General features: G+C 61.5%; 19 protein-coding genes. 10 read left to right on the top strand and 9 right to left on the bottom strand.

Features of this window, described 5'->3' with window-relative positions; translation table 11 throughout:
• Window positions 1-65: 65 nt before the first annotated feature.
• From N2A41_RS06690 to N2A41_RS06680, 3 genes are all read left to right on the top strand, one after another.
• Window positions 66-2,108 carry a prolyl oligopeptidase family serine peptidase gene (locus N2A41_RS06690; RefSeq protein WP_260110563.1) on the top strand — a complete coding sequence of 681 codons (2,043 nt, stop codon included), beginning with the start codon at window positions 66-68 and terminating at the stop codon, window positions 2,106-2,108.
• Between the two features lie 89 nt (window positions 2,109-2,197).
• Window positions 2,198-3,124, top strand: coding sequence for a Gfo/Idh/MocA family protein (locus N2A41_RS06685; RefSeq protein WP_170278208.1), 927 nt, complete (start codon window positions 2,198-2,200; stop codon window positions 3,122-3,124).
• Between the two features lie 72 nt (window positions 3,125-3,196).
• On the top strand, window positions 3,197-3,694 hold the full coding sequence (locus N2A41_RS06680; protein ID WP_222384809.1) for a hypothetical protein: 498 nt from the start codon (window positions 3,197-3,199) through the stop codon (window positions 3,692-3,694).
• A gap of 122 nt (window positions 3,695-3,816) precedes the next feature.
• On the opposite strand, the gene N2A41_RS06675 is transcribed toward N2A41_RS06680, so the two are convergent.
• Together N2A41_RS06675 and N2A41_RS06670 are read right to left on the bottom strand one after the other, a co-directional pair.
• A complete protein-coding gene (locus tag N2A41_RS06675; RefSeq protein ID WP_260110562.1) occupies window positions 3,817-4,266 on the bottom strand; it encodes a DNA polymerase III subunit chi in 450 nt (149 codons plus the stop codon).
• Window positions 4,266-5,756, bottom strand: a complete 1,491-nt coding sequence (locus N2A41_RS06670; RefSeq protein WP_222384704.1) for a leucyl aminopeptidase — start codon at window positions 5,754-5,756, stop codon at window positions 4,266-4,268. The genes N2A41_RS06675 and N2A41_RS06670 overlap by 1 nt, the downstream gene beginning before the upstream one ends.
• Before the next feature lie 144 nt (window positions 5,757-5,900).
• On the opposite strand from N2A41_RS06670, the gene N2A41_RS06665 reads away from it, so the two are divergent.
• From N2A41_RS06665 to rsmA, 7 genes are all read left to right on the top strand, one after another.
• On the top strand, window positions 5,901-6,674 hold the full coding sequence (locus N2A41_RS06665) for a phosphatase PAP2 family protein (protein ID WP_260110561.1): 774 nt from the start codon (window positions 5,901-5,903) through the stop codon (window positions 6,672-6,674).
• A 100-nt stretch (window positions 6,675-6,774) separates the two neighbouring features.
• Window positions 6,775-7,956 carry an LPS export ABC transporter permease LptF gene (gene lptF, locus N2A41_RS06660; protein WP_017963725.1) on the top strand — a complete coding sequence of 394 codons (1,182 nt, stop codon included), beginning with the start codon at window positions 6,775-6,777 and terminating at the stop codon, window positions 7,954-7,956.
• Entirely contained in the window at window positions 7,953-9,041 is a 1,089-nt protein-coding gene (lptG, locus tag N2A41_RS06655) for an LPS export ABC transporter permease LptG (protein ID WP_017963724.1), read from the top strand. The genes lptF and lptG overlap by 4 nt, the downstream gene beginning before the upstream one ends.
• Window positions 9,041-11,368 (top strand): LPS-assembly protein LptD, encoded by a 2,328-nt coding sequence (locus N2A41_RS06650; RefSeq protein WP_222384702.1) that lies wholly within the window; start codon window positions 9,041-9,043, stop codon window positions 11,366-11,368. The genes lptG and N2A41_RS06650 overlap by 1 nt, the downstream gene beginning before the upstream one ends.
• A 184-nt stretch (window positions 11,369-11,552) precedes the next feature.
• On the top strand, window positions 11,553-12,497 hold the full coding sequence (locus N2A41_RS06645) for a peptidylprolyl isomerase (RefSeq protein ID WP_017963722.1): 945 nt from the start codon (window positions 11,553-11,555) through the stop codon (window positions 12,495-12,497).
• Window positions 12,498-12,503: 6 nt separating this feature from the next.
• Window positions 12,504-13,532 (top strand): 4-hydroxythreonine-4-phosphate dehydrogenase PdxA, encoded by a 1,029-nt coding sequence (gene pdxA, locus N2A41_RS06640; protein ID WP_170280063.1) that lies wholly within the window; start codon window positions 12,504-12,506, stop codon window positions 13,530-13,532.
• Window positions 13,532-14,359 carry a 16S rRNA (adenine(1518)-N(6)/adenine(1519)-N(6))-dimethyltransferase RsmA gene (gene rsmA / locus N2A41_RS06635; RefSeq protein WP_222384701.1) on the top strand — a complete coding sequence of 276 codons (828 nt, stop codon included), beginning with the start codon at window positions 13,532-13,534 and terminating at the stop codon, window positions 14,357-14,359. Before pdxA ends, rsmA begins: the two co-directional genes overlap by 1 nt.
• 63 nt (window positions 14,360-14,422) lie before the next feature.
• Here rsmA and gmk read toward each other — a convergent pair whose 3' ends face one another.
• From gmk to fabD, 7 genes are all read right to left on the bottom strand, one after another.
• Window positions 14,423-15,085 (bottom strand): guanylate kinase, encoded by a 663-nt coding sequence (gene gmk / locus N2A41_RS06630; protein WP_017963719.1) that lies wholly within the window; start codon window positions 15,083-15,085, stop codon window positions 14,423-14,425.
• A gap of 3 nt (window positions 15,086-15,088) precedes the next feature.
• Window positions 15,089-15,976: a YicC/YloC family endoribonuclease gene (locus N2A41_RS06625; protein WP_260110560.1), complete on the bottom strand. Its 888-nt coding sequence runs from the start codon at window positions 15,974-15,976 to the stop codon at window positions 15,089-15,091.
• Between the two features lie 18 nt (window positions 15,977-15,994).
• Window positions 15,995-17,212 (bottom strand): endolytic transglycosylase MltG, encoded by a 1,218-nt coding sequence (gene mltG, locus N2A41_RS06620; RefSeq protein ID WP_260110559.1) that lies wholly within the window; start codon window positions 17,210-17,212, stop codon window positions 15,995-15,997.
• 181 nt (window positions 17,213-17,393) lie between these two features.
• On the bottom strand, window positions 17,394-18,656 hold the full coding sequence (gene fabF, locus N2A41_RS06615) for a beta-ketoacyl-ACP synthase II (RefSeq protein ID WP_222384698.1): 1,263 nt from the start codon (window positions 18,654-18,656) through the stop codon (window positions 17,394-17,396).
• Between the two features lie 93 nt (window positions 18,657-18,749).
• Window positions 18,750-18,986, bottom strand: a complete 237-nt coding sequence (locus N2A41_RS06610; RefSeq protein WP_003547058.1) for an acyl carrier protein — start codon at window positions 18,984-18,986, stop codon at window positions 18,750-18,752.
• A 286-nt stretch (window positions 18,987-19,272) separates the two neighbouring features.
• Window positions 19,273-20,010, bottom strand: coding sequence for a 3-oxoacyl-[acyl-carrier-protein] reductase (gene fabG, locus N2A41_RS06605; protein ID WP_017963715.1), 738 nt, complete (start codon window positions 20,008-20,010; stop codon window positions 19,273-19,275).
• 30 nt (window positions 20,011-20,040) lie between these two features.
• Window positions 20,041-20,985: an ACP S-malonyltransferase gene (fabD, locus tag N2A41_RS06600; protein ID WP_162118494.1), complete on the bottom strand. Its 945-nt coding sequence runs from the start codon at window positions 20,983-20,985 to the stop codon at window positions 20,041-20,043.
• Window positions 20,986-21,121: the final 136 nt, after the last annotated feature.

Here is a 21,121-nt window from a genome sequence, read left to right as displayed (position 1 = left end):
GGGTTGCCAATTCGGGGTCGGCTGCCTAGATCTGTCCGACATCAACGGAAGCTGGCAGGCCGGACATGAACCTTCATCTCGAAACGGACGACGATCCGCGCACCCGCCAGTTCATCGACGAACACAACGCGCTTTCCGACGCGGCGTTGAAAACTCCGGAATTCGCTGGCGATCGCGACGCGATCAAGGCGCTGATCGAGCGGCAAGACAGGCTGACCGTTCCGATGCGCCGAGGCGAGTGGCTGTTCGATTTCCGCCAGAGCAAGGACAATCCTCTCGGCGTCTGGCTCCGCCTGCCGGCGGACCAGGAGCCGCTGCCGGACGCCGCCTGGGAGCCGGCCTTCGATCTCGACGCCTTCTGCGTGAGGGAAGGCAAGCGCTGGAACTGGCGCGGTGCCGTCACCTGCCCGTGGGAACCCACGCGGGTGCTGCTCACACTTTCGGACGGCGGCTCCGACCTTCTCCGGCTGCTCGAATTCGATGCCGAGCGGAGACAGATCGTCGAGGGCGGCTTCGACACCCCGGCCGCACGATCGCATGCCACTTGGCTGAGCCGCGACGAAATCTGCTATTTCGGTTCCATCGACCGGTTTTCGGCGACCCGTTCCGGGTGGCCGCGGGTCGGGCGGCGATTGAAGCGCGGGCAGCGGCCGGAAGATGCCGCCGTCATGTTCGAAGCAGCAGATGAGGACGTCTACGGCTTCAATCTCGTCATCGACCCTGCCCTGTCAGGCGCTTCGGCGGGTCACGAATTGATCGACATTTTCGTCGCCGCCCACGAGATCGGCGTCGCCAGCGCTTTCCTGATCGCCAGCGACGGGACGCGGCGGCGCATCGATCTGCCCGCCGAGGCCGATTTCCAGTTCAATCGCGATCATTGCCTTTGGCGGGCAAAGACCGATGAGCGCGTTGCGACCGGCAGCCTCGTGCTGCAACGCTTCGATCCCGGCTCTGAGACGGCCCTGCTCGGGCCGGAACGGATCCTGTTTCAGCCTGCCGAGGGCCAGTCCATTTCGCAAATGATGCTGATGCGCGAATGGTGCGTCTTCCTCATCTCCGATCGGCTGCGTCCGCGTCTCATGGTGCTCGACCTGACGAGGCCCGATGCCGAACAGCGCGAGATCGCGCTACCGGCGGACATGCAGACGGCTCACTTCAGGCCGCTCCATGCGGATCTGCATCTTGGCGACGATACGCTCCACATCGTCGGCCAGGGCTTCCTGCAGCCTCCCGCCTGTTATCGCCTCGAGCTGTCGGATCGCAGCAAGCAGGCCGAACTGATTTTCGTCGCCGCGGCGCCAAGCTATTTCGATGCGACCGACATGTCATCCGAACTGCTGGAGGCTGTTTCCGAGGATGGAACGAGGGTTGCCTACCGGCTGGTCCTGCCGAAGCAGTGGACCAAGGGCGCGCTGCCGGTCCTGTTGTACGGCTATGGCGGATTCGATGTTTCGCTGTCGCCGAGCTATTCAGGCGTGACAGGACGCTGGCTGGAGCAAGGCGGTGCCTATGTGCAGGCCTATATCCGCGGCGGCGGCGAATTCGGGCCGGACTGGTATCGCAGCGCCAAGCGGCAGGGGCGAGACCGGGCGTTTGCCGATTTCGTCGCCATCGCTCGCGATCTCGTCGCCCGCGGCTACACCGTACCGTCGCGGATTGCCTGCCAGGGCGGCAGCAACGGCGGCCTGCTGACCGGCGTGATGCTGACGCGTTATCCCGACGATTTCGGTGCCGTCTGGTGCCAGGTGCCGGTTCTCGACATGACACGCTTCCACCTGTTCAGCGCAGGGCAAGCCTGGATGGACGAGTACGGCGACCCGGAGACGCCCGTGGACCGGGATTTCATGCTCGGCTATTCGCCGCTTCACAATGTCAAGCCGGCGACCGAGGTCAGCTATCCGCCGATCTACGTCGAAAGCTCGGCCAATGACGACCGCGTGCATCCCTCGCATGCGCGCCGCTTTGCCGCGCTGCTGGAGGAGAAAGGACACCGGCCGCTCTTCCATGAATTCGGTTCGGGCGGGCATGGCGGCGACGGCAATTCCGAAGAGCGCGCCGCCCGCGCAGCAATGGGCTACAGCTTCCTTCGCCAAACCATCATGCGATAGAATGGAGCAGGAGAGCTTGTCGGCGCTCCTCTTTCTGATACAAACCAAGTCAATAATCATACTTTTCATACAGGCTCGAGCGAAACACCATGTCTCCAATCAACCTCGCCATCGTCGGCGTCGGCAAGATCGTCCGCGACCAGCACCTTCCCTCCATCGCCAAGAACCCGGATTTCGAACTCGTCGCCACGGCAAGCCGCCACGGCACGGTCGAAGGCGTCAAGAGTTATACGACGATCGAGGCGATGCTCGACGCCGAGCCCTCGATCGATGCCGTTTCGCTCTGCATGCCGCCGCAATATCGCTACGAGGCCGCCTATAAGGCGCTCGTCGCCGGCAAGCACGTCTTCCTGGAAAAGCCGCCTGGCGCGACGCTGAGCGAAGTGGCCGATCTCGAAGCACTGGCGAGCAAGCAGGGTGCGTCGCTCTTTGCCAGCTGGCATTCGCGATATGCGCCGGCCGTCGAGGCCGCCAAGGCATTTCTTGCTTCGACGACGATCAAAAGCGCGCATGTGATCTGGAAGGAGGATGTCCGCCACTGGCATCCGAACCAGGATTGGATCTGGCAGGCTGGCGGCCTCGGTGTTTTCGATCCCGGTATCAACGCGCTGTCGATCGTCACCCATATCCTGCCGCGGCCGATCTTCATCACCGAGGCCGTGCTCGAATTTCCTGAGAATCGCGATGCGCCGATCGCGGCCGACATTCGCTTCCGCAATGCCGACGGCCTGCCGGTTCACGCCGAATTCGACTGGCGCCAGACCGGCAAGCAAAGCTGGGATATCGTCGCGGAGACGGCAGCCGGCCAGATGGTGCTCGCCGAGGGCGGCGCCAAGCTTCTGATCGACGGCGCGCTGACATTCGCCGAGCCGGAGCAGGAATATCCGTCGCTCTACCGTCGATTCGCCGAAATCATCAAGGCCGGCAAATCGGATGTCGACCTCGCACCGCTGCGCCACGTCGCCGATGCCTTCATGCTCGGCAAGCGGAAATTCGTCGACGCGTTCCACGACTGAGCGTCGCAATAACGTCATAGAAACCGGCAAGATTTGCCGGCCTATGGCAATTATGTTCGGGGGCAGCCGCTCATGAGCAACAAAATCCGCCGCAAGGGCCGATTTTTCCGCGTGTTGAAGATTGGCATCCTTGTGGTGCCGCTTCTCGGCCTTGCAGTATGTTCGAGCGAACTGGACGTCATGCCTCCTGATGCACCGGGCGTTTCCCGATCCGAGGAATATTCCTTCGGATCGGCGACCCAGGCTCAGGATTGGCAGGCCACCCGAAAAGTGCTGGGCCAACTGGAAGGGCGGTTCGGAGAGAAGTCCGTGCGGATACTGGCCCGCAATCTCGCCAGCACCACCGACCCGCAGACCATCAAGGCCTATTATGCCGACCGCCTTGTCCATCAAGCCGGCTGGGCGGAAATGCCGGTCAGCACCTTCGCCGACAAGGCGTGGTCCTTCGCTTTTGTCAGTCCGAATGGAAAGCGGGTTTTGGCAGTGGAAGCGCTTAATCCGTCGGAAGGTGCGGGAGGGATCGTCCCCCTCAACATCCTGACGAACCTCGACGAGGACAAAGGGTCGTAGGGATAACGGCTTCCGCCGGCGCGCGAGAACGAAGCTGGAAGGTTTCAAGCGGCATTCGAAGCGTTACGGCGTCCTGGCGCGTCTGAAAAGACGCGCCATGCTGTAGTATCGTGGCAAAACGGTCAGGCCTTCTTCTCCCACCGCCCTTCTGACGTCTGCTGCCAATAGGTAAGGTTATGCCCCTCGCCTTTCAGCTTCTTCCACTGCGCACGGGCGGCTTCCAGTTGCTCCTGATCGTGACCGTCGAACATGAAGACGATGCGCTCATAGGCGTCGGCCGGCGGCGGCTCGGCGCCGTCGACGATGAAACGCACGGTCGCTGCATTGGCATTGTCTGGCGTCACCGTCAAAAGCACCGGCTGGCTTTCGGCAAAATCGGCCTCGTCGGTACCATGCGGCAGGAAACTCTCCTGGCGGAAAGTCCAGAGATGCTGGTCGAGAGCATCGCGCCGCGTCGGCTCGCGCGTCTGGACGACAACGCGCCAGCCGCGCTCGACGCTTTTGTCGATGAGCGGCGGAAGCGCGTCCTCCAGCCTGGTTTCGGTCAGATGATAGAAGAGAACGTCCGTCATCAGGATTCATAATGGGCGCGAACGAGTTCGTCGAGCAGGCGCACGCCGAAACCGGAACCCCAGGACTGGTTGATCTCGTCCTGCGGCGAGCCCATCGCCGTGCCGGCAATATCGAGATGCGCCCACGGCGTCTCCTGCACGAAGCGCTTGAGGAAATGCGCGGCCGTAATCGAGCCGGCCTGTCGGCCGCCGGTGTTCTTCATATCGGCGAATTTGCTGTCGATCAACTTGTCGTAGTCCCTGCCGAGCGGCATCCGCCAGAGCTTCTCATTGCTCGAAAGGCCGGCGGCCGTCAGTTGGGCGGAAAGCTGGTCGTCATTGGAGAACAGGCCGGCATGGACATTGCCGAGCGCGACGACGATTGCCCCGGTCAGCGTGGCGAGATTGATCATGAACTGCGGCTTGAAGCGGTCGTTGCAATACCAGAGCGCATCGCAAAGCACGAGGCGGCCCTCGGCATCGGTGTTGATCACCTCGATCGTCTGGCCCGACATTGACGTGACGATGTCGCCCGGACGCTGGGCGTTACCGTCGGGCATGTTCTCGACCAGGCCGATGATGCCGACCGCGTTAACGGCGGCCTTGCGGGAGGCGAGCACATGCATGAGGCCGGTGACGGCTGCCGCACCGCCCATATCGCCCTTCATGTCCTCCATGCCGGCGGCCGGCTTGATCGAAATGCCGCCTGTATCGAAGACGACGCCCTTGCCGATGAAAGCCACGGGACGATCCTTGCCCTTGCCGCCCTTCCACTGCATGACCGCCAGGCGCGGCGGGCGCACGGAGCCCTGGGCTACGCCGAGAAGGGCGCCCATCCCAAGGCGTCGCATCTCCCGCTCCGTCAGGATTTCCACTTCGACGCCGAGCTTTTCCAGCTCCTTCGCCTTGGCGGCGAACTCGACGGGGCCGAGCACGTTCGGCGGTTCGTTGACGAGGTCGCGGGCAAGATTGACGCCGCCGGCAATCGCTTCGGAATCGGAAAACGCCTTCTTGGCACCAGCCGGATCGGCGGTGACGATCGTCACCTTGACGGATTTCGCCGGCTTCTCCTCCTCGTCGCCCTTCTTCGTCTTGTAGGTATCGAAGCTATAGGCGCGCAGCAGCATGCCGAGCGCGAAATCGGCGGCTGCCCGCGCGTTCGTCTCAAGCCCAGGCACGTCGATGAAGGCAGCAGCCTTGTCGGTGTTCTTGATTCTCGATGCCACAGCACCACCGGCCTTCAGCCAGTCATGGGCAGTGAGTTCGGCGGCCTTGCCAAGTCCGACGACCACGATGCGCTCGACGGGCGCGCCTTCGGGGGCAACGATATCGAGCGCGGCCATGGATTTCGCGGAGAACCGGGCGATCCTGGCAGCCTTGGCGATCACGCCTGCCGGATCGACCGCTTCGGCGCCGGCAGCGCCGTCGGCCTCCGCAGTCTTCAACAGGATCGCCAGGCCGCCATTGAGCTTTGCCGACTTCGAGAATGAAATTTCCAACTTTACTGACATGTCTTCTCCGCTGGGATTCTTTGAAATCCGCCCCTCGCGGATAATTTCGCGTTTGGCGGGTCTGTCAATGGCTTGCGACAATTGTTATGGTCGCCCGCGGCCATCATGGCCCTCATGTTTTCGTCAGTTTCGTAGATATTCGCGTTGACAGTTTTTTCGAAAAATCGATGGCCGGACGTGGCAATCCGCCTGCCGAAAACGACTTTCGGTGCCTTCATGCTGCTGTTTTGGACGTGGTGGGCGCTGCTTGTGGTGTTCCGCGCCTTCCCCGGAATAGACATCTATTTTTCCCAGCTTTTTTTCGTGGGTGCAGATTGCGACGCGACGGCCGCCACTGGGAGCATCTGCGGCGGCTTTCCCTATCGCGACGTCGCGACCTTCGACCTGCTGCGTACCGTCTTCTTCCGGCTGCCCTATGTGGTGGCAATCGTGATGCTGTGGAAACTCGTCGAATGCTATCAGCAGCACGGTGCGACCTTCAACGCCGAGCGGGCGCAAAAGCTCAAAGTCGCGCTCGGAACGCTGCTGATCGGGCCGGTGCTGCTGGTCAATGTCATCCTGAAGGAACATTGGGGCCGGCCGCGGCCGATACAGACGGACATATTCGGCGGTGCACTGCATTTCGTCGAGGCCGGTTCGCTTGCCGGCAAATGCGTTTCGAACTGTTCGTTTATCTCGGGCGAGGCAGCAAGCGCCGGCTGGCTCATCTGCCTTCTGCTCTTCGTTCCCAAACGGCTGCGTTATGCGCTGGCGGCGCCTGTGGCGGCGATCTCGATCCTCACCCCGGCGATGCGGCTATCCTTCGGCGCGCACTACATTTCCGACGTTGTCCTTGGATGGCTTTCGTCGCTTGTCGTCTTCGCCGCGTTGCTGGCGTTAACTGAGTCGCAACAGCATCAAAAAAATTCTGAAATTTGAATGAATTTTTGACACCAGCTTGTCGCAAAAGCGCGACAAAGAGCGTAGAGGGATTCTCCTGCAAAGCCGTTTGGGCGTGTAGGTGCTTTCAAGGGCAGGCATGAAACTACTCGAGACATACATATTGCGGCGCGTCGGCCAGATGTTTCTCGTGGCGCTCCTGCCCGTTCTGGCGATCATTTGGACGACACAGGTTTTGCAGCGCATCAATCTGGTCACCGACAGCGGCCAGTCGATCGGCTCGTTCGCCAAGCTGGCAACGATGATCCTGCCGTCGATCATTCCCGTCGTGCTGCCCTTCGCCCTCGTTATCGCGATCACCCAGACACTGACAACGATGAACAACGATTCCGAGCTCACCGTCATCGACGCGGCCGGGGCGCGGCGAAGCGTGCTGATCCGACCGATCCTGCTGCTTGCCGCCGTCATCAGTGCCCTTTCCTTCTTCGTCGACAACGTCGTCGAGCCGCGCGCAAAGACCGTCGTGCGGCAGATGATCGCCGAGACCTATGCTGACCTTCTCTCTTCGGTGATCGAGGAAAAGACCTTCCGCAAGCTTGATGAAGGCCTTTACGTGCAGATCTCGAAGCGGATGGCCGGCCGCATGCTGAAAGGCCTTTTCGTCGCCGACGAGCGCGATCCGGCCTACGAACTGATCTATTATGCAAAGGAAGGCGCCGTCGACGATACCGGCACGACGCTGATCATGCATGAGGGCGAAGTGCACCGCAAAACGCCCGATGGCAACGTCTCGGTCATCAACTTCGATTCCTATTCCTTCGACCTTTCGGACATGACGGAGAATCGCGGTCAGGCGACGCTGCGCGCCAGCGACCGTGACCTGTGGTTCCTGTTCAATCCAGATCCGGCCGACAAGGACTATACGATCCGGCCGCAGAGCTACCGCGCCGAACTGCACCGCCGGCTGACGGACTGGATCCTGCCCGTCGTCTTTGCGCTGTTTTCACTGGCGATCGCCGGCGATGCGCGCTCACACCGCGAAGCGCGGCTGCATCCGATGGTCAGCGCGCTTGCCTATGCCTTCGCGATGCGGTGGGCGGCCTTCTACGCGGCCAATCAGATCGACACCGACCCTGAATATATCGCCGTCCTCTACGCCATTCCGATCGTCAGCAGCGTCGTCTCGATCGCCTTCCTCGGCCTGCATAAGCGACTGGTCATGCCTTCGTTCATTCGGGACCGGATTTCGTCCTTCTGGAGAGGGATGCAGGAAAGGCTGCTTGCCGTGACCGGCAGGACCGGCGGGGGCGCTGCCCAATGATGTTCGGGACATTGTCGCGTTATTTCTTTCGCCGCTACCTGGTGACGACGGGCTGGTTCCTGATCGGCGTCTCGGCGATTTCCTTCCTCCTCGATTTCAGCGAGACGGCGGGCCGCATGTCCGGCCTTCCCGGCTACACGATCGGCGGCGGCGTCCTGATGACTGCGGTGCGCCTGCCGCTCATCCTGCAGCAGACAGTGCCGTTCATCGCTCTCTTCGTCGGCATGACGGTGCTGATCGGGCTCAACCGCAAATATGAACTCGTCGTCACGCGCGCAGCCGGCATTTCGGTCTGGCAGTTCATGTTCCCCTTCATCGCCGGCTCGCTGGCGCTCGGCCTGTTGACGATGGCGGCGTTGAACCCGCTTGCCGCCTGGGGACAGCGCCAGGCGCTGCTGGTCGAATCCGACTGGCGCGGCGAGAACGCGGTTTTGCGCAAGGCGCCGCAGATTCCGTGGCTGCGCCAGATCAGCGGCCGCGACGATGTCATCATCGGCGCGCATACGGTCCAGGAGAACGGAACCAAGCTGATCGACGCCGTGCTGATCCATTTCGATTCAAGTGGTCAGGTCATTCTGAGACAGGACGCCGCGACGGCAAAATTGGAAGATGGTTACTGGCAACTTAACAATGTTGTCGAGCGCAAGCCTGGCGAAATCCCCGTGCGCAAAGCTTCGGTTCAACTTCGCACCAATCTGAAACAAGACTTCGTCCAGGAGCGGCTGACAGCGCCGGAAACGATTGGTTTCTTTGACCTTTCCAATCGGATCGCGGCGGCCAAATCCTTCGGCATCTCGACCAAGGCATTGGAGACTCAATTCAACTCCTTGTTGTCCCAGCCATTGCTGCTGGTAGCCATGACTTTTATTGCTGCAACAGTGTCCCTAAAATTTAGCCGGTTCAACCAATCCCGCTCCGTGATTCTGGGTGGCATCCTTTCGGGCTTCATGCTTTATGTCATCACCGTGCTTGTAAAGGCATTCGGAAGCAGTGGAGTCGTGCCCCCCTTCGTGGCGACGTGGATACCGGTGGTCGTCGCGCTGGCCTTGGGTGCGACTATTCTGCTTCATCAGGAGGACGGCTAGTGGCGGCAGGCGACCGCAAGTATTTTAGTAAACAGTTGGTTGCCCTGCTTGTCGGCGCGGCTTTATGTTCCTATTTCGGCAGCGCCCCGGCCTCTTTCGGCCAGGCCAGCGCGCCCGAACAAAATATAGAGAAGAAGATTCCCGAAGGGGCCAAGCTTCTGCTTTCGGCCAATGAACTGGTCTATAACCGTGACGCCGATCTGGTGTCGGCGGTCGGTGGCGTGCAGATCAATTATGCCGGCTACAAGATGGTCGCGCAGAAGGTCGAGTACAATCAGAAGACCGGCCGGATGATGGCGATCGGCAATATCGAGCTGGTCAGTCCCGACGGCAACCGTATCTATGCCGACAACCTTGACGTGACGGACAATTTCGCCGACGGGTTCATAAACTCGCTGCGGATCGAAACCGCCGACAATACGCGTATTGCCGCCGAAACCGGCGAGCGCGTCGGCGGCACCAAGATGATTCTCAACAAGGGCGTCTACACGGCCTGCCTTCCCTGCGCCGAAGATCCGAAGCGCGCCCCTTTCTGGCAGGTCAAGGCCCAGCGGGTGATCCAGAATGGAGAGACGCATACGATCCGTCTGGAGAGAGCGCGCTTCGAGTTGCTCGGCCATCCGATCGCCTTCCTGCCGTTCATCGAAGTTCCCGACAATACGGTGAAACGCAAGTCCGGCTTTCTGTTTCCGACGATGAGCCTGTCGCAGAATCTCGGCTTCGGTCTTTCCGTTCCTTATTACTATGTGATCTCGCCGAGCATGGATGCGACGGTCACCGCCACGGGCTACACCGCCCAGGGCTTCCTCATCGAAGGCGAATTTCGCCAACGCTTCGAAAATGGCACGCATATTCTGCGCGTCGCCGGCATCGACCAGGCAAAGCCGGGCAACTTCAGCTCCGGCACCAGCGATGCCGAAGCCGGCCAGCGTGGCATGGTGGCATCGAAGGCCGAATTCCGCATCAATCCGCGCTGGACGTTCGGCTGGGATGTCATGATGCAGAGCGACAACAATTTCTCGAAAACGTATAAGCTGCGGGGCCTGGCCAGTACGGATCGGACCAATCAGATTTATTTGACGGGACTTGGGAAACGTAATTATTTCGACATGCGGGCGTTCTATTTCGACGTCCAGGATGCCGACCGGACGAACACAGCCGAAAAACAGCAGGCGATCGTCTATCCGTCGCTTGACTATCATTACGTGGCGCCGCAACCGCTTGCAGGCGGCGAGCTTTCGGCTGATGTCAACCTGACGAATATTTCGCGCACCCATGACGACTTCTATACCGTCGACGGCTTCGACCGCTTCCGCGGCCTGAAGGGACAAACCTCGCGGCTGACTGCCGAGCTGCAGTGGAAGCGCACTTATGTCACGCCGACCGGCCTGGTGATCACGCCACTGCTGGCCGCGCGCGGCGATGCCTTCGCGCTGAACATGGACGACCCCACAGGTTACGCCGGCAACTACGACGACGGCAATTCTGCCACCCGCTCGATGTTCACCGCCGGGCTGGAGATGCGTTATCCGATCCTGATGACGACTGACAATAGCACCCATATCCTCGAGCCGATCGCACAGATCTATGCCCGCCCCGACGAGCAGTTGGCAGGCCGCCTGCCGAATGAGGATGCGCAGAGCTTCGTCTTCGACGCCACCTCGCTGTTCGACCGCGACAAGTTCTCGGGCTACGACCGCGTCGAAGGCGGGACCCGCGCCAATCTCGGCATCCAGTACACCGGTTCATTCGACAGCGGCTACAAGCTGCATGGCATCTTCGGCCAATCCTATCAGATCGCCGGCCAGAACTCGTTTGCGACCGATGACCTCGTCAATGTCGGTGCGGATTCAGGCCTTGAAACCGACCGCTCCGATTATGTCGGCCTTGGCGGCGTCGAGACACCGTACGGCGTTTCCGTCGCAGCCTCCTACCGGCTCGACGAAAAAGATTTCGAATTCCGCCGCGGCGATCTGACGACGGCCTACCAGAACGACACCTTCGCGACGCAGTTGACCTACACCCATCTCAGCGCCCAGCCGGCATATGGCTTTGCCGAGGACAATGACGAGATCCAGACCAACAGCAGCGTCAAATTCAAGGATTACTGGTCGATCTTCGGCGGCATTGCCTGGGATCTGAACAATGATGTGATCAGCCGGCGGACGATCGGCCTCTCTTATGACGACGAATGCACGATCTTCACGATCGCCTATACGGACAGCAGAGATTCCGAAGACGAGTCGGGAAGCGACTGGACGATCGGCGCACGGCTGACCTTCCGCACGCTCGGCGACATCAAGATCGGTTCCGACACCCTCGAATGACGGGCGATCGGCGCAAACAGGGCCTGAAGCCATTCTTTCGCCGTAAGCCTGTGCAGGACATTGCCGCCAGTCGGTATCTGAGGCATAGGGGTTTCGCGCCGTGAGGGAAGCGATTTCTGCGTGTCTCGTACTGTGGTAAGAACGCCGCGAACAACGGCTCGCGACGCTATCGGGAGGTCAACAGATGATTGACGCGAAAAAAGCCATAACCAAGTTCCTCGCCGGGGCAGCGCTTGCGTTGCTGACAGGCCTTGCCGGACCAGCGCTCGCGGTCAGTGAAGTCAAGGCCGTGGTCAACGGCACCGCCATCACCAGCGGCGATGTCGCCAAGCGCCAAGCCTTCCTGCGCCTGCAGCATACGAAGGCCGACGCCAAGACCGCCGAGGAGCAATTGATCGACGAGGCGCTCAAGCGGCAGGAAGTCTCCCGCGTCCATATGTCGGTGTCGCAGCAGGACGTCGATGCGTCTTTCGCGCGCTTTTCGAGCGGCAATAAGCTTTCCCCCGAGCAGATGTCGCAGATCCTCGATCGCGCCGGCGTCGGCGTCGACCATTTCAAGGGTTTCATCGCCGTGCAGATGAGCTGGCCGCGTGTCGTCAACGCCCGCTACGGCTCGACCTCGCGGCTGTCGAACTATGATCTCGTCTCGCGCATGATGCAAAACAACAAGCAGAAGCCGGTGACGACGGAATATATGCTGCAGCAGATCATCTTCGTCATTCCGCAAGCCAAGCGCGGGGCCATCACCGGCAAGCGCAAGGGCGAGGCCGAGGCGTCGCGCTCCAAATTTCCGGGCTGCGATCAGGCAAAGGTGTTTGCTGCGACGATGCGCGACGTTTCGGTGCGCGATCTCGGCCGCATGCTCGCCCCCGAAATCCCGCCGGATTGGAAGCCGCTGGTCGAGCAGACCAAGGGCAACACGACAGGGACCCGCGTTACCGACAAGGGTGTCGAATATCTGGCAATCTGCAGCCAGCGGCAGGTCTCCGACGACCAGGCAGCCGAAATGGTCTTCCGCCAGGAAGATCTCGATAAGTCCAAGGGCGGCAAGGACGCCAGCCCGGAAAACGAAAACAGCAAGAAATACCTGGATGAACTGCGCAAAAAGGCGCAGATCGCCTATCGCTGACCGACAATGGCGATACCGTTTTCTCGACCGCTTGCGCTAAGCCAGGGCGACCCCGCCGGCATCGGGCCGGACATTACTCTGATGGCCTGGCTCCGGCGGCGTGAACTCGGGCTGCCGCCTTTCTTCCTGATCGGCGATCCCGATGTCTTGGCGCTGAGAGCCCGGGAGCTTAATCTGGCGGTGTCGATCCGCGAGACCGATAGCGCCAGCGAGGCTGCCGGTATGTTTGCTGACGCACTGCCGGTCATGACTATACCGGCCGGCATCGAGGTCGTGGCTGGCGAGCCGCATGCGGCAACGGCGAAAGGTACGATCACGGCGATCGAAAAAGCCGTGTCGCTTGTCATCAACGGCGAGGCGCTCGCGGTCGTTACCAACCCGATCGCCAAGGCCGTACTCTACGAGGCGGGTTTCCGGTTTCCCGGCCATACCGAATTTCTCGCCGATCTCGCCGCCAGGGCGACCGGCCGGCCGGTGACACCTGTCATGATGCTGTCCGGACCGAAACTCAGGGCCATTCCCGTCACCATCCACATTCCGGTCCGGGATGTGCCGCAGGCGCTGACGGGCGAACTGATCATGGAAACCTGCCGGATCGCTCATGAAGACCTGAGGCATCGCTTCGGCATCGAGGCGCCGCGGCTTGCAGTTGCCGGTCTCAACCCGCATGCGGGTGAAGGCGGGGCGATCGGCAAGGAGGACGAAGACGTCATCCGTCCGGCGATCGAGCGCCTGCGCGACGAGGGCGTCGATGCGATCGGTCCCCTGCCCGCCGACACGATGTTTCATGACGAGGCGCGGGCGCGATACGACGTTGCCGTCTGCATGTATCATGATCAGGCATTGATCCCAGCCAAGGCACTCGGTTTCGACGACAGCGTCAACGTGACGCTTGGGCTTCCCTTCGTACGCACCTCGCCGGATCACGGCACCGCTTTCGGCATCGCCGGCAAGGGACTGGCGCGCGAACAGAGCCTCGTTGCGGCGCTGAAGCTCGCCGCCCAGCTCGGGCGCAGTGCGGAAAGCCGCCGCTGATGGCAGCACTCGATGGCCTGCCGCCGCTTCGTGACGTCATCCAGCGTCACGGCCTTGATGCGCGCAAGGCGCTCGGGCAGAATTTCCTGCTCGACCTCAACCTCACCCAGAAAATCGCCCGCACAGCGGGGGCACTCGATGACGCGACCGTTTTCGAGGTCGGCCCCGGCCCCGGCGGACTGACGCGCGCGATCCTGGCGCTCGGCGCCAGGAAGGTTATTGCCATCGAGCGGGATACACGCTGCCTGCCGGCGCTGGCCGAGATCGCCGATCATTATCCCGGCAGGTTGGAAGTGATCGAAGGCGATGCGTTGAAGACGGATTTCGAGACATTGGCGCCGGAAGGCCCGATCAAGATCATTGCCAACCTCCCCTACAATGTCGGCACGCAGCTCTTGGTCAACTGGTTGCTGCCGAAAGCCTGGCCGCCGTTCTGGCAGTCGCTGACGCTGATGTTTCAGAAGGAGGTCGGCGAACGCATCGTCGCCAACGAAGACGACGACAATTACGGCCGTCTCGGCGTGCTCTGCGGTTGGCGAACGGAGGCACGCATGGCGTTCGACGTGCCGCCACAAGCCTTCACACCGCCGCCGAAAGTGACGTCGACGGTCGTGCATCTGGTCCCCCGCGAAAACCCCATCCCCTGCGCTGTCGCCAATCTGGAAAAAGTGACGCAGGCCGCTTTCGGCCAGCGTCGCAAGATGCTGCGCCAAAGCCTGAAACCGCTCGGCGGCGAGAGCCTGCTCGTCAAGGCCGGGATTGACCCGGCGCGACGGGCTGAGACCCTTTCCGTCGAGGAATTCTGCCTGTTGGCGAACAGCCTTTAGAGCCTTTCCGGGTTAGATCCAGGATGACGTCATCCGAAACCGCACACGTTCCGGTATCGCGTTTTAAAGCGACGGCGTCTCTTCCAAGAGTTCGCGGACAAAGTCGAACATGCCATGGCGGCGATCGCGGCGCAGGCGTTCGGCCTTGACGATCGACTGGACAGCGTCGAAGGCAGCGTTGAGGTCATCATTGATGATGACGTAGTCGTATTCGCGCCAGTGGGCGATCTCGGCACGGCTGTTGGCGAGGCGCGTCTGGATGACCTCTTCGGAATCCTCTGCGCGGCGGTGCAGCCGCGACTGCAGCTCGGTCATGGTCGGCGGCAGCACGAAGATCGACACGACGTCGGCCGACATCTTCTCCTGCAATTGCTGGGCACCCTGCCAGTCGATATCGAAGAGCATATCGCGACCTTCCGCCATGGCCTGCTCGACTGGCTCACGCGGCGTGCCGTAGAAATTGCCGTGCACCTCGGCCCATTCGAGCAACGCGTCGCTATCGCGCAGCCGCTCGAACTCGCGTACACTCTTGAAGTGGTAATGCACAGCCTCGACCTCGCTTGGGCGGCGCTGGCGCGTGGTGACGCTGACGGAAAGGCCGATTTGCCTGTCTGTCTCCAGAAGCGTGCGCGCGATGGTGGATTTGCCGGCGCCCGACGGCGACGATATCACAAGCATCAGACCGCGGCGGGCGATCTGCACGGGCGAGGATTTCGCCGGTTTCATGTCTTACTCCAAATTCTGGACCTGCTCGCGGAACTGGTCGATCACGACTTTCAACTCGATGCCCGCAGCGGTAACTGCCGAAGCATTCGACTTCGAGCAAATGGTATTCGATTCGCGGTTAAATTCCTGTGCAAGGAAGTCCAGGCGACGCCCGGCAGGGCCACCTTTCACCAGAAGATCGCGCGCTGCAGCGATATGAGCCTTCAGACGATCGATTTCCTCGCGCAAATCCGCCTTGGTTGCCAACAGTGCGGCTTCGGCATGCAGCCTGTCGCGGTCAAGTGCGGCCATGCCGTCCATCAACAAGGCGACCTGCGCGGCAAGCCGCGCAGCAATCTCCTGCGGCGAGCGCGAGGGATCAAGCTCGATCGTCCGTGTCAGGCCTTCGATCATCGTGACATGGTCATGAAGAATACGGGCGAGCGCTGCCCCTTCCTGTTCGCGCATTACTCTCAGATCGGCAAGCGCGGCCAGCATGCCGGCAGCAATATCTGCGTCGCGGGCGGCAAGCGCCTCCTCGCCATCCTCACTTTCGCGGAATTCGACGATGCCGCGCACCAGAAGCAGCGTATCGAGCTTCAGCGGCGACGGATCGATGACGCCGTCCAGTTGCTCGCGCATGGCCAGCACGGCCGCGAGCGCTTGCTTGTTCAGCACCGCCTCGAAGCGGTTCTCGTCGGCCGTCACAGACAGCGATGCCTGCAGGTTGCCGCGGCTGAAGCTTTCGCCGGCGAGGCGGCGGACGTCCGCCTCCATGCGTTCAAGCCCGGGCGGCAGACGCAGGCGCAGGTCGAGGCCCTTGCCGTTGACCGAGCGCAGTTCCCATGCCCAGCGCCAGCGGCCGCTCGTTCCCTCGCGCCGCGCAAAACCAGTCATGGACTGCAAAGCCATGCGAGTCTCCCGAAAGTCTCAGTTGATCTTCTTTTTCTTCTGCGGCGCGACGGTCGCGCCACTATCCGCCGGCTGCTCTTCCGGCTGGCCGTCGACTGCGATGTTCGGATCCGAGCCCTTGTCGGCTTCGAGCTTGCGCCAGCGCTTGACGTTGGCATTGTGCTCCTCGAGCGTGGCGGCGAAAACATGGCCACCGGAGCCGTCGGCGACGAAATAGAGGTCCTGCGTCTTCCAGGGATTGGCGACGGCTTCCAGCGCATCCTTGCCGGGATTGGCGATCGGCGTCGGCGGCAGACCCTTGATGACATAGGTGTTGTAAGGTGTGTCCCGCTTCAGATCCGACTGGTAGATCGGCCGGTCGGCCGGTTTGCCTTCGCCGCCGAAGAGGCCGTAAATGATCGTCGGATCAGACTGCAGGCGCATGCCCTTGCCGAGCCGGTTCAAAAAAACGGAGGCGACATGCGCACGCTCGTCGGGAACGCCAGTTTCCTTTTCGACGATCGAGGCGAGTGTCACGAATTCCTCCTTGGATCGCAGCGGCAGCGAGGAATCGCGCTTGTCCCAGATCTGATCGACGAGTTTCTGCTGCGCAGCCGCCATCTGGTCGATGACTTCCGAGCGTTTGGTGCCGCGCGAGAATTTGTAGGTATCCGGACGCAGGCTGCCCTCGGTCGGCAATGCGGCCGGCAAGTCGCCTTCCAGCACGGTATCCTGCAGCATGCGGTCGAACATCTGGCGGACCGTCAGACCCTCGGGGAAGGAAACGGAATAGAGAATGGACTTGCCCGATTTCAGAAGCTCCATGATATCGCTCATGGAGGCCCTCGCCTTGATCTCGTATTCACCCGCCTTCAGGCTTTCACCGGCAGACAGATGCGTTGCCGTGAGATAGCGGAAGATGCGGGCATCGCTGATGATCGCGTTGCGCTCGAGGTTCGAGGCGATTTCGGCCAGCCCAGCGCCGTTGCGGACGATGAAATTGGTGTTGGTCTGCAGCGGACCGGGGTTCCGATAGGTCGATGTGGCGTAGTAGAAGCCGATGACCGCAACGACGCAGACCAGAACCGCCATCGTCATGATGAAATTCAGGAAAAGAACGATCTGGCCGCGGGCTTTCTTGGACCGCTTCGGCGGCTCCGGAACGCGCTCAGGACGTAGGGCTTCGCTCGGCGACTTCGGGATGATCGGTCCCTTCTGCGCCTGGGTATCGTTGCTCTGGTTCGTCGTATCGCTCACCGGCAATCCTCTAAAACTTGACCCTCACTTCGCTATTTCGCGAAGCAATGCGGCAAAAGCAGGTTCTGCCGCCGTTCAACGACGCCGTTGCCGGTCGTTATGCTTTCGCACGCCCTCCTACGCAAGGTAGGGCACGGCCGGTTTGCGATGTAAGGGAGACCCGCTACACCGCACAGGGCTTTTATTGCGCGTAACGGCGCAGCACGAGAGACGCGTTCGTGCCGCCGAATCCGAACGAGTTGGACAGCGCCACATTGATGTCTCGCTCACGAGCCTTGTGCGGAACAAGATCGATCGCCGTCTCACGTTCGGGATTGTCAAGGTTGAGCGTCGGCGGCGCGATATTGTCGCGGATGGCGAGCGTGGTGAAGATTGCCTCGATGGCGCCGGCAGCACCGAGAAGATGTCCTGTCGCCGACTTGGTCGAGGACATGGAGATCTTCGACGCCGCATTGCCGACCAGCCGCTCGACGGCGCCGAGTTCGATCGTATCGGCCATGGTCGAGGTACCATGGGCGTTGATATAATCGATATCGGCCGGCGTCAGCCCGGCGCGCTTCAGCGCCATCGCCATGCAGCGGCCAGCACCCTCGCCGTCTTCGGAGGGTGCGGTGATGTGATAAGCATCGCCCGACAGGCCGTAGCCGACGACTTCGGCATAGATCCTGGCGCCCCGCGCCTTGGCGTGCTCCAGTTCTTCGATCACGACAATGCCGGCGCCCTCGCCCATGACGAAGCCGTCGCGGTCGCGGTCATAAGGACGCGACGCTTTTTTCGGGTCGTCATTGTGCTGGGTCGACAGCGCCTTGCAGGCGGCAAAACCTGCCAGCGAAATGCGGCTGACCGGGGATTCCGTGCCGCCGGCGACCATGACGTCGGCGTCGCCGAGCGCGATCATCCGCGCGGCATCGCCGATCGCATGCGCACCCGTCGAGCAGGCGGTGACGACCGAATGATTGGGTCCGCGCAGCTTGTGGCGGATCGAGACCTGGCCGGAGACGAGGTTGATCAGGCGGCCAGGAATGAAGAAGGGTGATATGCGGCGCGGGCCTTTGTCGCGCAGGGTATAACCCGCCTCGACAATGCCTTCGATGCCGCCGATGCCGGAGCCGATCAGCACACCGGTGGCGATCTGGTCCTCATCGGTTTCGGGATGCCAGCCGGCATCGGCGAGCGCCATGTCGGCGGCGGCCATGCCGTAGATGATGAAGGGATCGACCTTGCGTTGCTCCTTCGGCTCCATCCACTGATCGACATTGAAGGTGCCGTCAGTGCCGTCACCGACAGGGATACGGCAGGCGATCTTGGCGGGAAGGTCATCGACCTCGAATTCGGTGACGAGGCGGGCGCCGTTCTGGCCGGCAAGCAGCCGCGACCACGTCACCTCTGTTCCGCATCCCAAGGGTGATACCATGCCGGTACCGGTGATGACGACACGTCTCATCGCGTGCTTTCCCCCGTCTCTTATGTTCTATGGAGAAATATGCCGAAAAGAAAAGGGCGGACTCCAGGCCCGCCCTTTCTCAATTTCACAGGATCAGGCCTGGGCCTTCTCAATGAACTTCACGGCATCGCCAACCGTCAGGATCGAGTCGGCAGCGTCGTCAGGAATTTCAACGCCGAATTCTTCTTCGAAAGCCATGACAAGTTCGACCGTGTCGAGCGAGTCGGCGCCCAGATCGTCGATAAAGCTGGCGCTCTCGACGACCTTGTCGGCATCGACGCCAAGATGATCAATAACAATTTTCTTTACGCGTTCTGCGATATCGCTCATGTCGGTTTCCTCGACCTTATGTCCTGATCGGAATGCCGTTGCGGCACCCCTACCCTGTTTCAGCCTGCGATGTTTTCAGACATCCTCGGCAAACTCGTTTACCCGGCTTCAGAGATGTTCCAGGCTTGCAAAAAGCCCGCCGGTCCGTCTGCTTTCTCGGGACGACTGTTCACAGTCATGGCCCGCTTAACATGCTTTAAGTCTGCCGCAAAGCCAGAAAATCAACGGTTCGTGATTGCTCAACATGCTATTGGCGGAAATATTCCCATGCCAGCGGTTTGTCGTTTCAGATCATCGCCATGCCGCCGTTTACGTGCAGTGTCTGGCCGGTCATATAGGCAGCCTCGGAGGACGCGAGGTAAGCAACCGCCGAAGCGACCTCGCCGCCCGTGCCCATGCGCTTCATCGGGATCGCTCCCATGATCGCTTCCTTCTGCTTGTCGTTCAGCTTGCCGGTCATGGCGCTCTCGATGAAGCCCGGCGCGACGCAGTTGACCGTCACGTTGCGGGTGGCAATTTCCTGCGCCAGGGACTTGGTGAAGCCGATCATACCGGCCTTGGAGGCGCAGTAATTGGCCTGGCCCGGATTGCCGGTGACGCCGACGATGGAGGTGATGTTGATGATGCGGCCATAGCGGCGGCGCATCATCGGATGCGTCAATTCGCGCGTCAGGCGGAAGGTCGCCGTCAGGTTCACTTCGAGGACGCTGTCCCAGTCCTCGTCGCTCATGCGCACGAACAGGCCGTCGCGGGTGATGCCGGCATTGTTGACGAGGATGTCGACGCCTTCAAGGTCGGCCTCGGCCTTCTGGCCGAGCGCCTTGACCTCATCGCGGTCGGAGAGGTTGGCCGGGAAGATCTTGACACGCTCGCCGAGCTCGGCCGCCAGGGCTTCCAGCTTCTCGACACGGGTGCCGTGCAGGCCGACGATGGCGCCCTGCTTATGAAGAAGGCGGGCGATTTCCTCGCCAATACCGCCCGATGCGCCTGTGACGAGAGCCTTGCGGCCGGAGAGATCGAGCATGGAAACGTTCCTTATATCTGGAAATACCAATCAGGCCATGAGGGCGGCGACGGCCGCGTCGATATCCGCCGGACCGTTGACGGAGATGCCGTTGATCGTCTTGTCGATGCGGCGGGCAAGGCCGGTCAGCACCTTCCCGGAACCGACTTCATAAAGCGTCGTGACGCCATTTCCAGCGAACCACTCCACCGTCTCGCGCCAGCGGACCTGACCGGTCACCTGCTCGACCAGGAGGCTGGCGATCTCGTCGGCGCCGGTCACGGGAGCGGCACGGACATTTGCAATGAGGGGCACGATAGGATCGGATTTCGAAACCGTTGCCAGCGCTTCACGCATGGCGTCGGCGGCCGGCGCCATCAGTGTCGAATGGAACGGAGCGGAGACCGGCAGCAGAATGGCACGCTTGGCGCCCTTATCGGTCGCAAGCCCCGCGGCCTTTTCGACGGCTGCCTTCTCGCCCGAGATGACGATCTGGCCACCGCCATTATCGTTGGCGATCTGGCAGGCGCCGACAGCGGTGGCTGCCTCGCAGACGGCAACGACGTCGGCATGTTCGAGGCCGATGATCGCGGCCATGGCGCCGACGCCGACAGGAACAGCCGCCTGCATGGCATTGCCGCGAATGCGCAGCAGCCGCGCGGTATCGGTGAGCGAAAAGGTGCCGGCGGCGCAAAGTGCCGAATATTCGCCGAGCGAGTGGCCGGCGACGTAAGCGACCTTCGACTTCAGATCCAGCCCTTTGGCCTCCAGAACGCGGACAACGGCGATCGAGACGGCCATCAGCGCCGGCTGGGCGTTCGCCGTCAATGTCAACCTATCATCGGGACCGTTGAACATGACGTCCGAAAGCTTTTCACCGAGCGCCTCATCGACCTCTTCGAAGACGGCTCGGGCTTCGGCAAAATTCTCGGCGAGATCCTTGCCCATGCCGACGACCTGACTGCCCTGGCCGGGAAAAGTGAAAGCAATGGTCATTCTCGTGTCCCTGGCTCCTGCCCCTGATTGCGCCCCTTAAGGCTGTTTTGCCTCCAATTGACATTCTTTCCGACAGAGTCAAGTGGCGGCCCATTCTCCGCAAAGCCTTTCGCAGCGGCGCAAAGGCCCAGTTTTT

This window comes from Rhizobium sp. SRDI969 (genome assembly GCF_025152725.1).
In the GTDB taxonomy this organism is placed as follows: Bacteria; Pseudomonadota; Alphaproteobacteria; order Rhizobiales; family Rhizobiaceae; genus Rhizobium; species Rhizobium leguminosarum_I.
Note: the sequence above shows the minus strand (reverse complement) of the source record. Positions and strands in the feature narration are given on the sequence as shown.

Excerpts from the sequence above, each read along its gene's own strand:
- fabF (WP_222384698.1), bottom strand. The coding sequence starts at position 18,656 with ATGAGACGTGTCGTCATCACCGGTACCGGCATGGTATCACCCTTGGGA.
- rsmA (WP_222384701.1), top strand. The coding sequence starts at position 13,532 with ATGGCAGCACTCGATGGCCTGCCGCCGCTTCGTGACGTCATCCAGCGT.
- pdxA (WP_170280063.1), top strand. The coding sequence starts at position 12,504 with ATGGCGATACCGTTTTCTCGACCGCTTGCGCTAAGCCAGGGCGACCCC.
- N2A41_RS06645 (WP_017963722.1), top strand. The coding sequence starts at position 11,553 with ATGATTGACGCGAAAAAAGCCATAACCAAGTTCCTCGCCGGGGCAGCG.
- N2A41_RS06610 (WP_003547058.1), bottom strand. The coding sequence starts at position 18,986 with ATGAGCGATATCGCAGAACGCGTAAAGAAAATTGTTATTGATCATCTT.
- N2A41_RS06680 (WP_222384809.1), top strand. The coding sequence starts at position 3,197 with ATGAGCAACAAAATCCGCCGCAAGGGCCGATTTTTCCGCGTGTTGAAG.
- N2A41_RS06670 (WP_222384704.1), bottom strand. The coding sequence starts at position 5,756 with ATGTCAGTAAAGTTGGAAATTTCATTCTCGAAGTCGGCAAAGCTCAAT.
- lptF (WP_017963725.1), top strand. The coding sequence starts at position 6,775 with ATGAAACTACTCGAGACATACATATTGCGGCGCGTCGGCCAGATGTTT.
- N2A41_RS06685 (WP_170278208.1), top strand. The coding sequence starts at position 2,198 with ATGTCTCCAATCAACCTCGCCATCGTCGGCGTCGGCAAGATCGTCCGC.
- N2A41_RS06690 (WP_260110563.1), top strand. The coding sequence starts at position 66 with ATGAACCTTCATCTCGAAACGGACGACGATCCGCGCACCCGCCAGTTC.
- N2A41_RS06675 (WP_260110562.1), bottom strand. The coding sequence starts at position 4,266 with ATGACGGACGTTCTCTTCTATCATCTGACCGAAACCAGGCTGGAGGAC.
- fabG (WP_017963715.1), bottom strand. The coding sequence starts at position 20,010 with ATGCTCGATCTCTCCGGCCGCAAGGCTCTCGTCACAGGCGCATCGGGC.
- fabD (WP_162118494.1), bottom strand. The coding sequence starts at position 20,985 with ATGACCATTGCTTTCACTTTTCCCGGCCAGGGCAGTCAGGTCGTCGGC.
- lptG (WP_017963724.1), top strand. The coding sequence starts at position 7,953 with ATGATGTTCGGGACATTGTCGCGTTATTTCTTTCGCCGCTACCTGGTG.
- N2A41_RS06625 (WP_260110560.1), bottom strand. The coding sequence starts at position 15,976 with ATGGCTTTGCAGTCCATGACTGGTTTTGCGCGGCGCGAGGGAACGAGC.
- gmk (WP_017963719.1), bottom strand. The coding sequence starts at position 15,085 with ATGAAACCGGCGAAATCCTCGCCCGTGCAGATCGCCCGCCGCGGTCTG.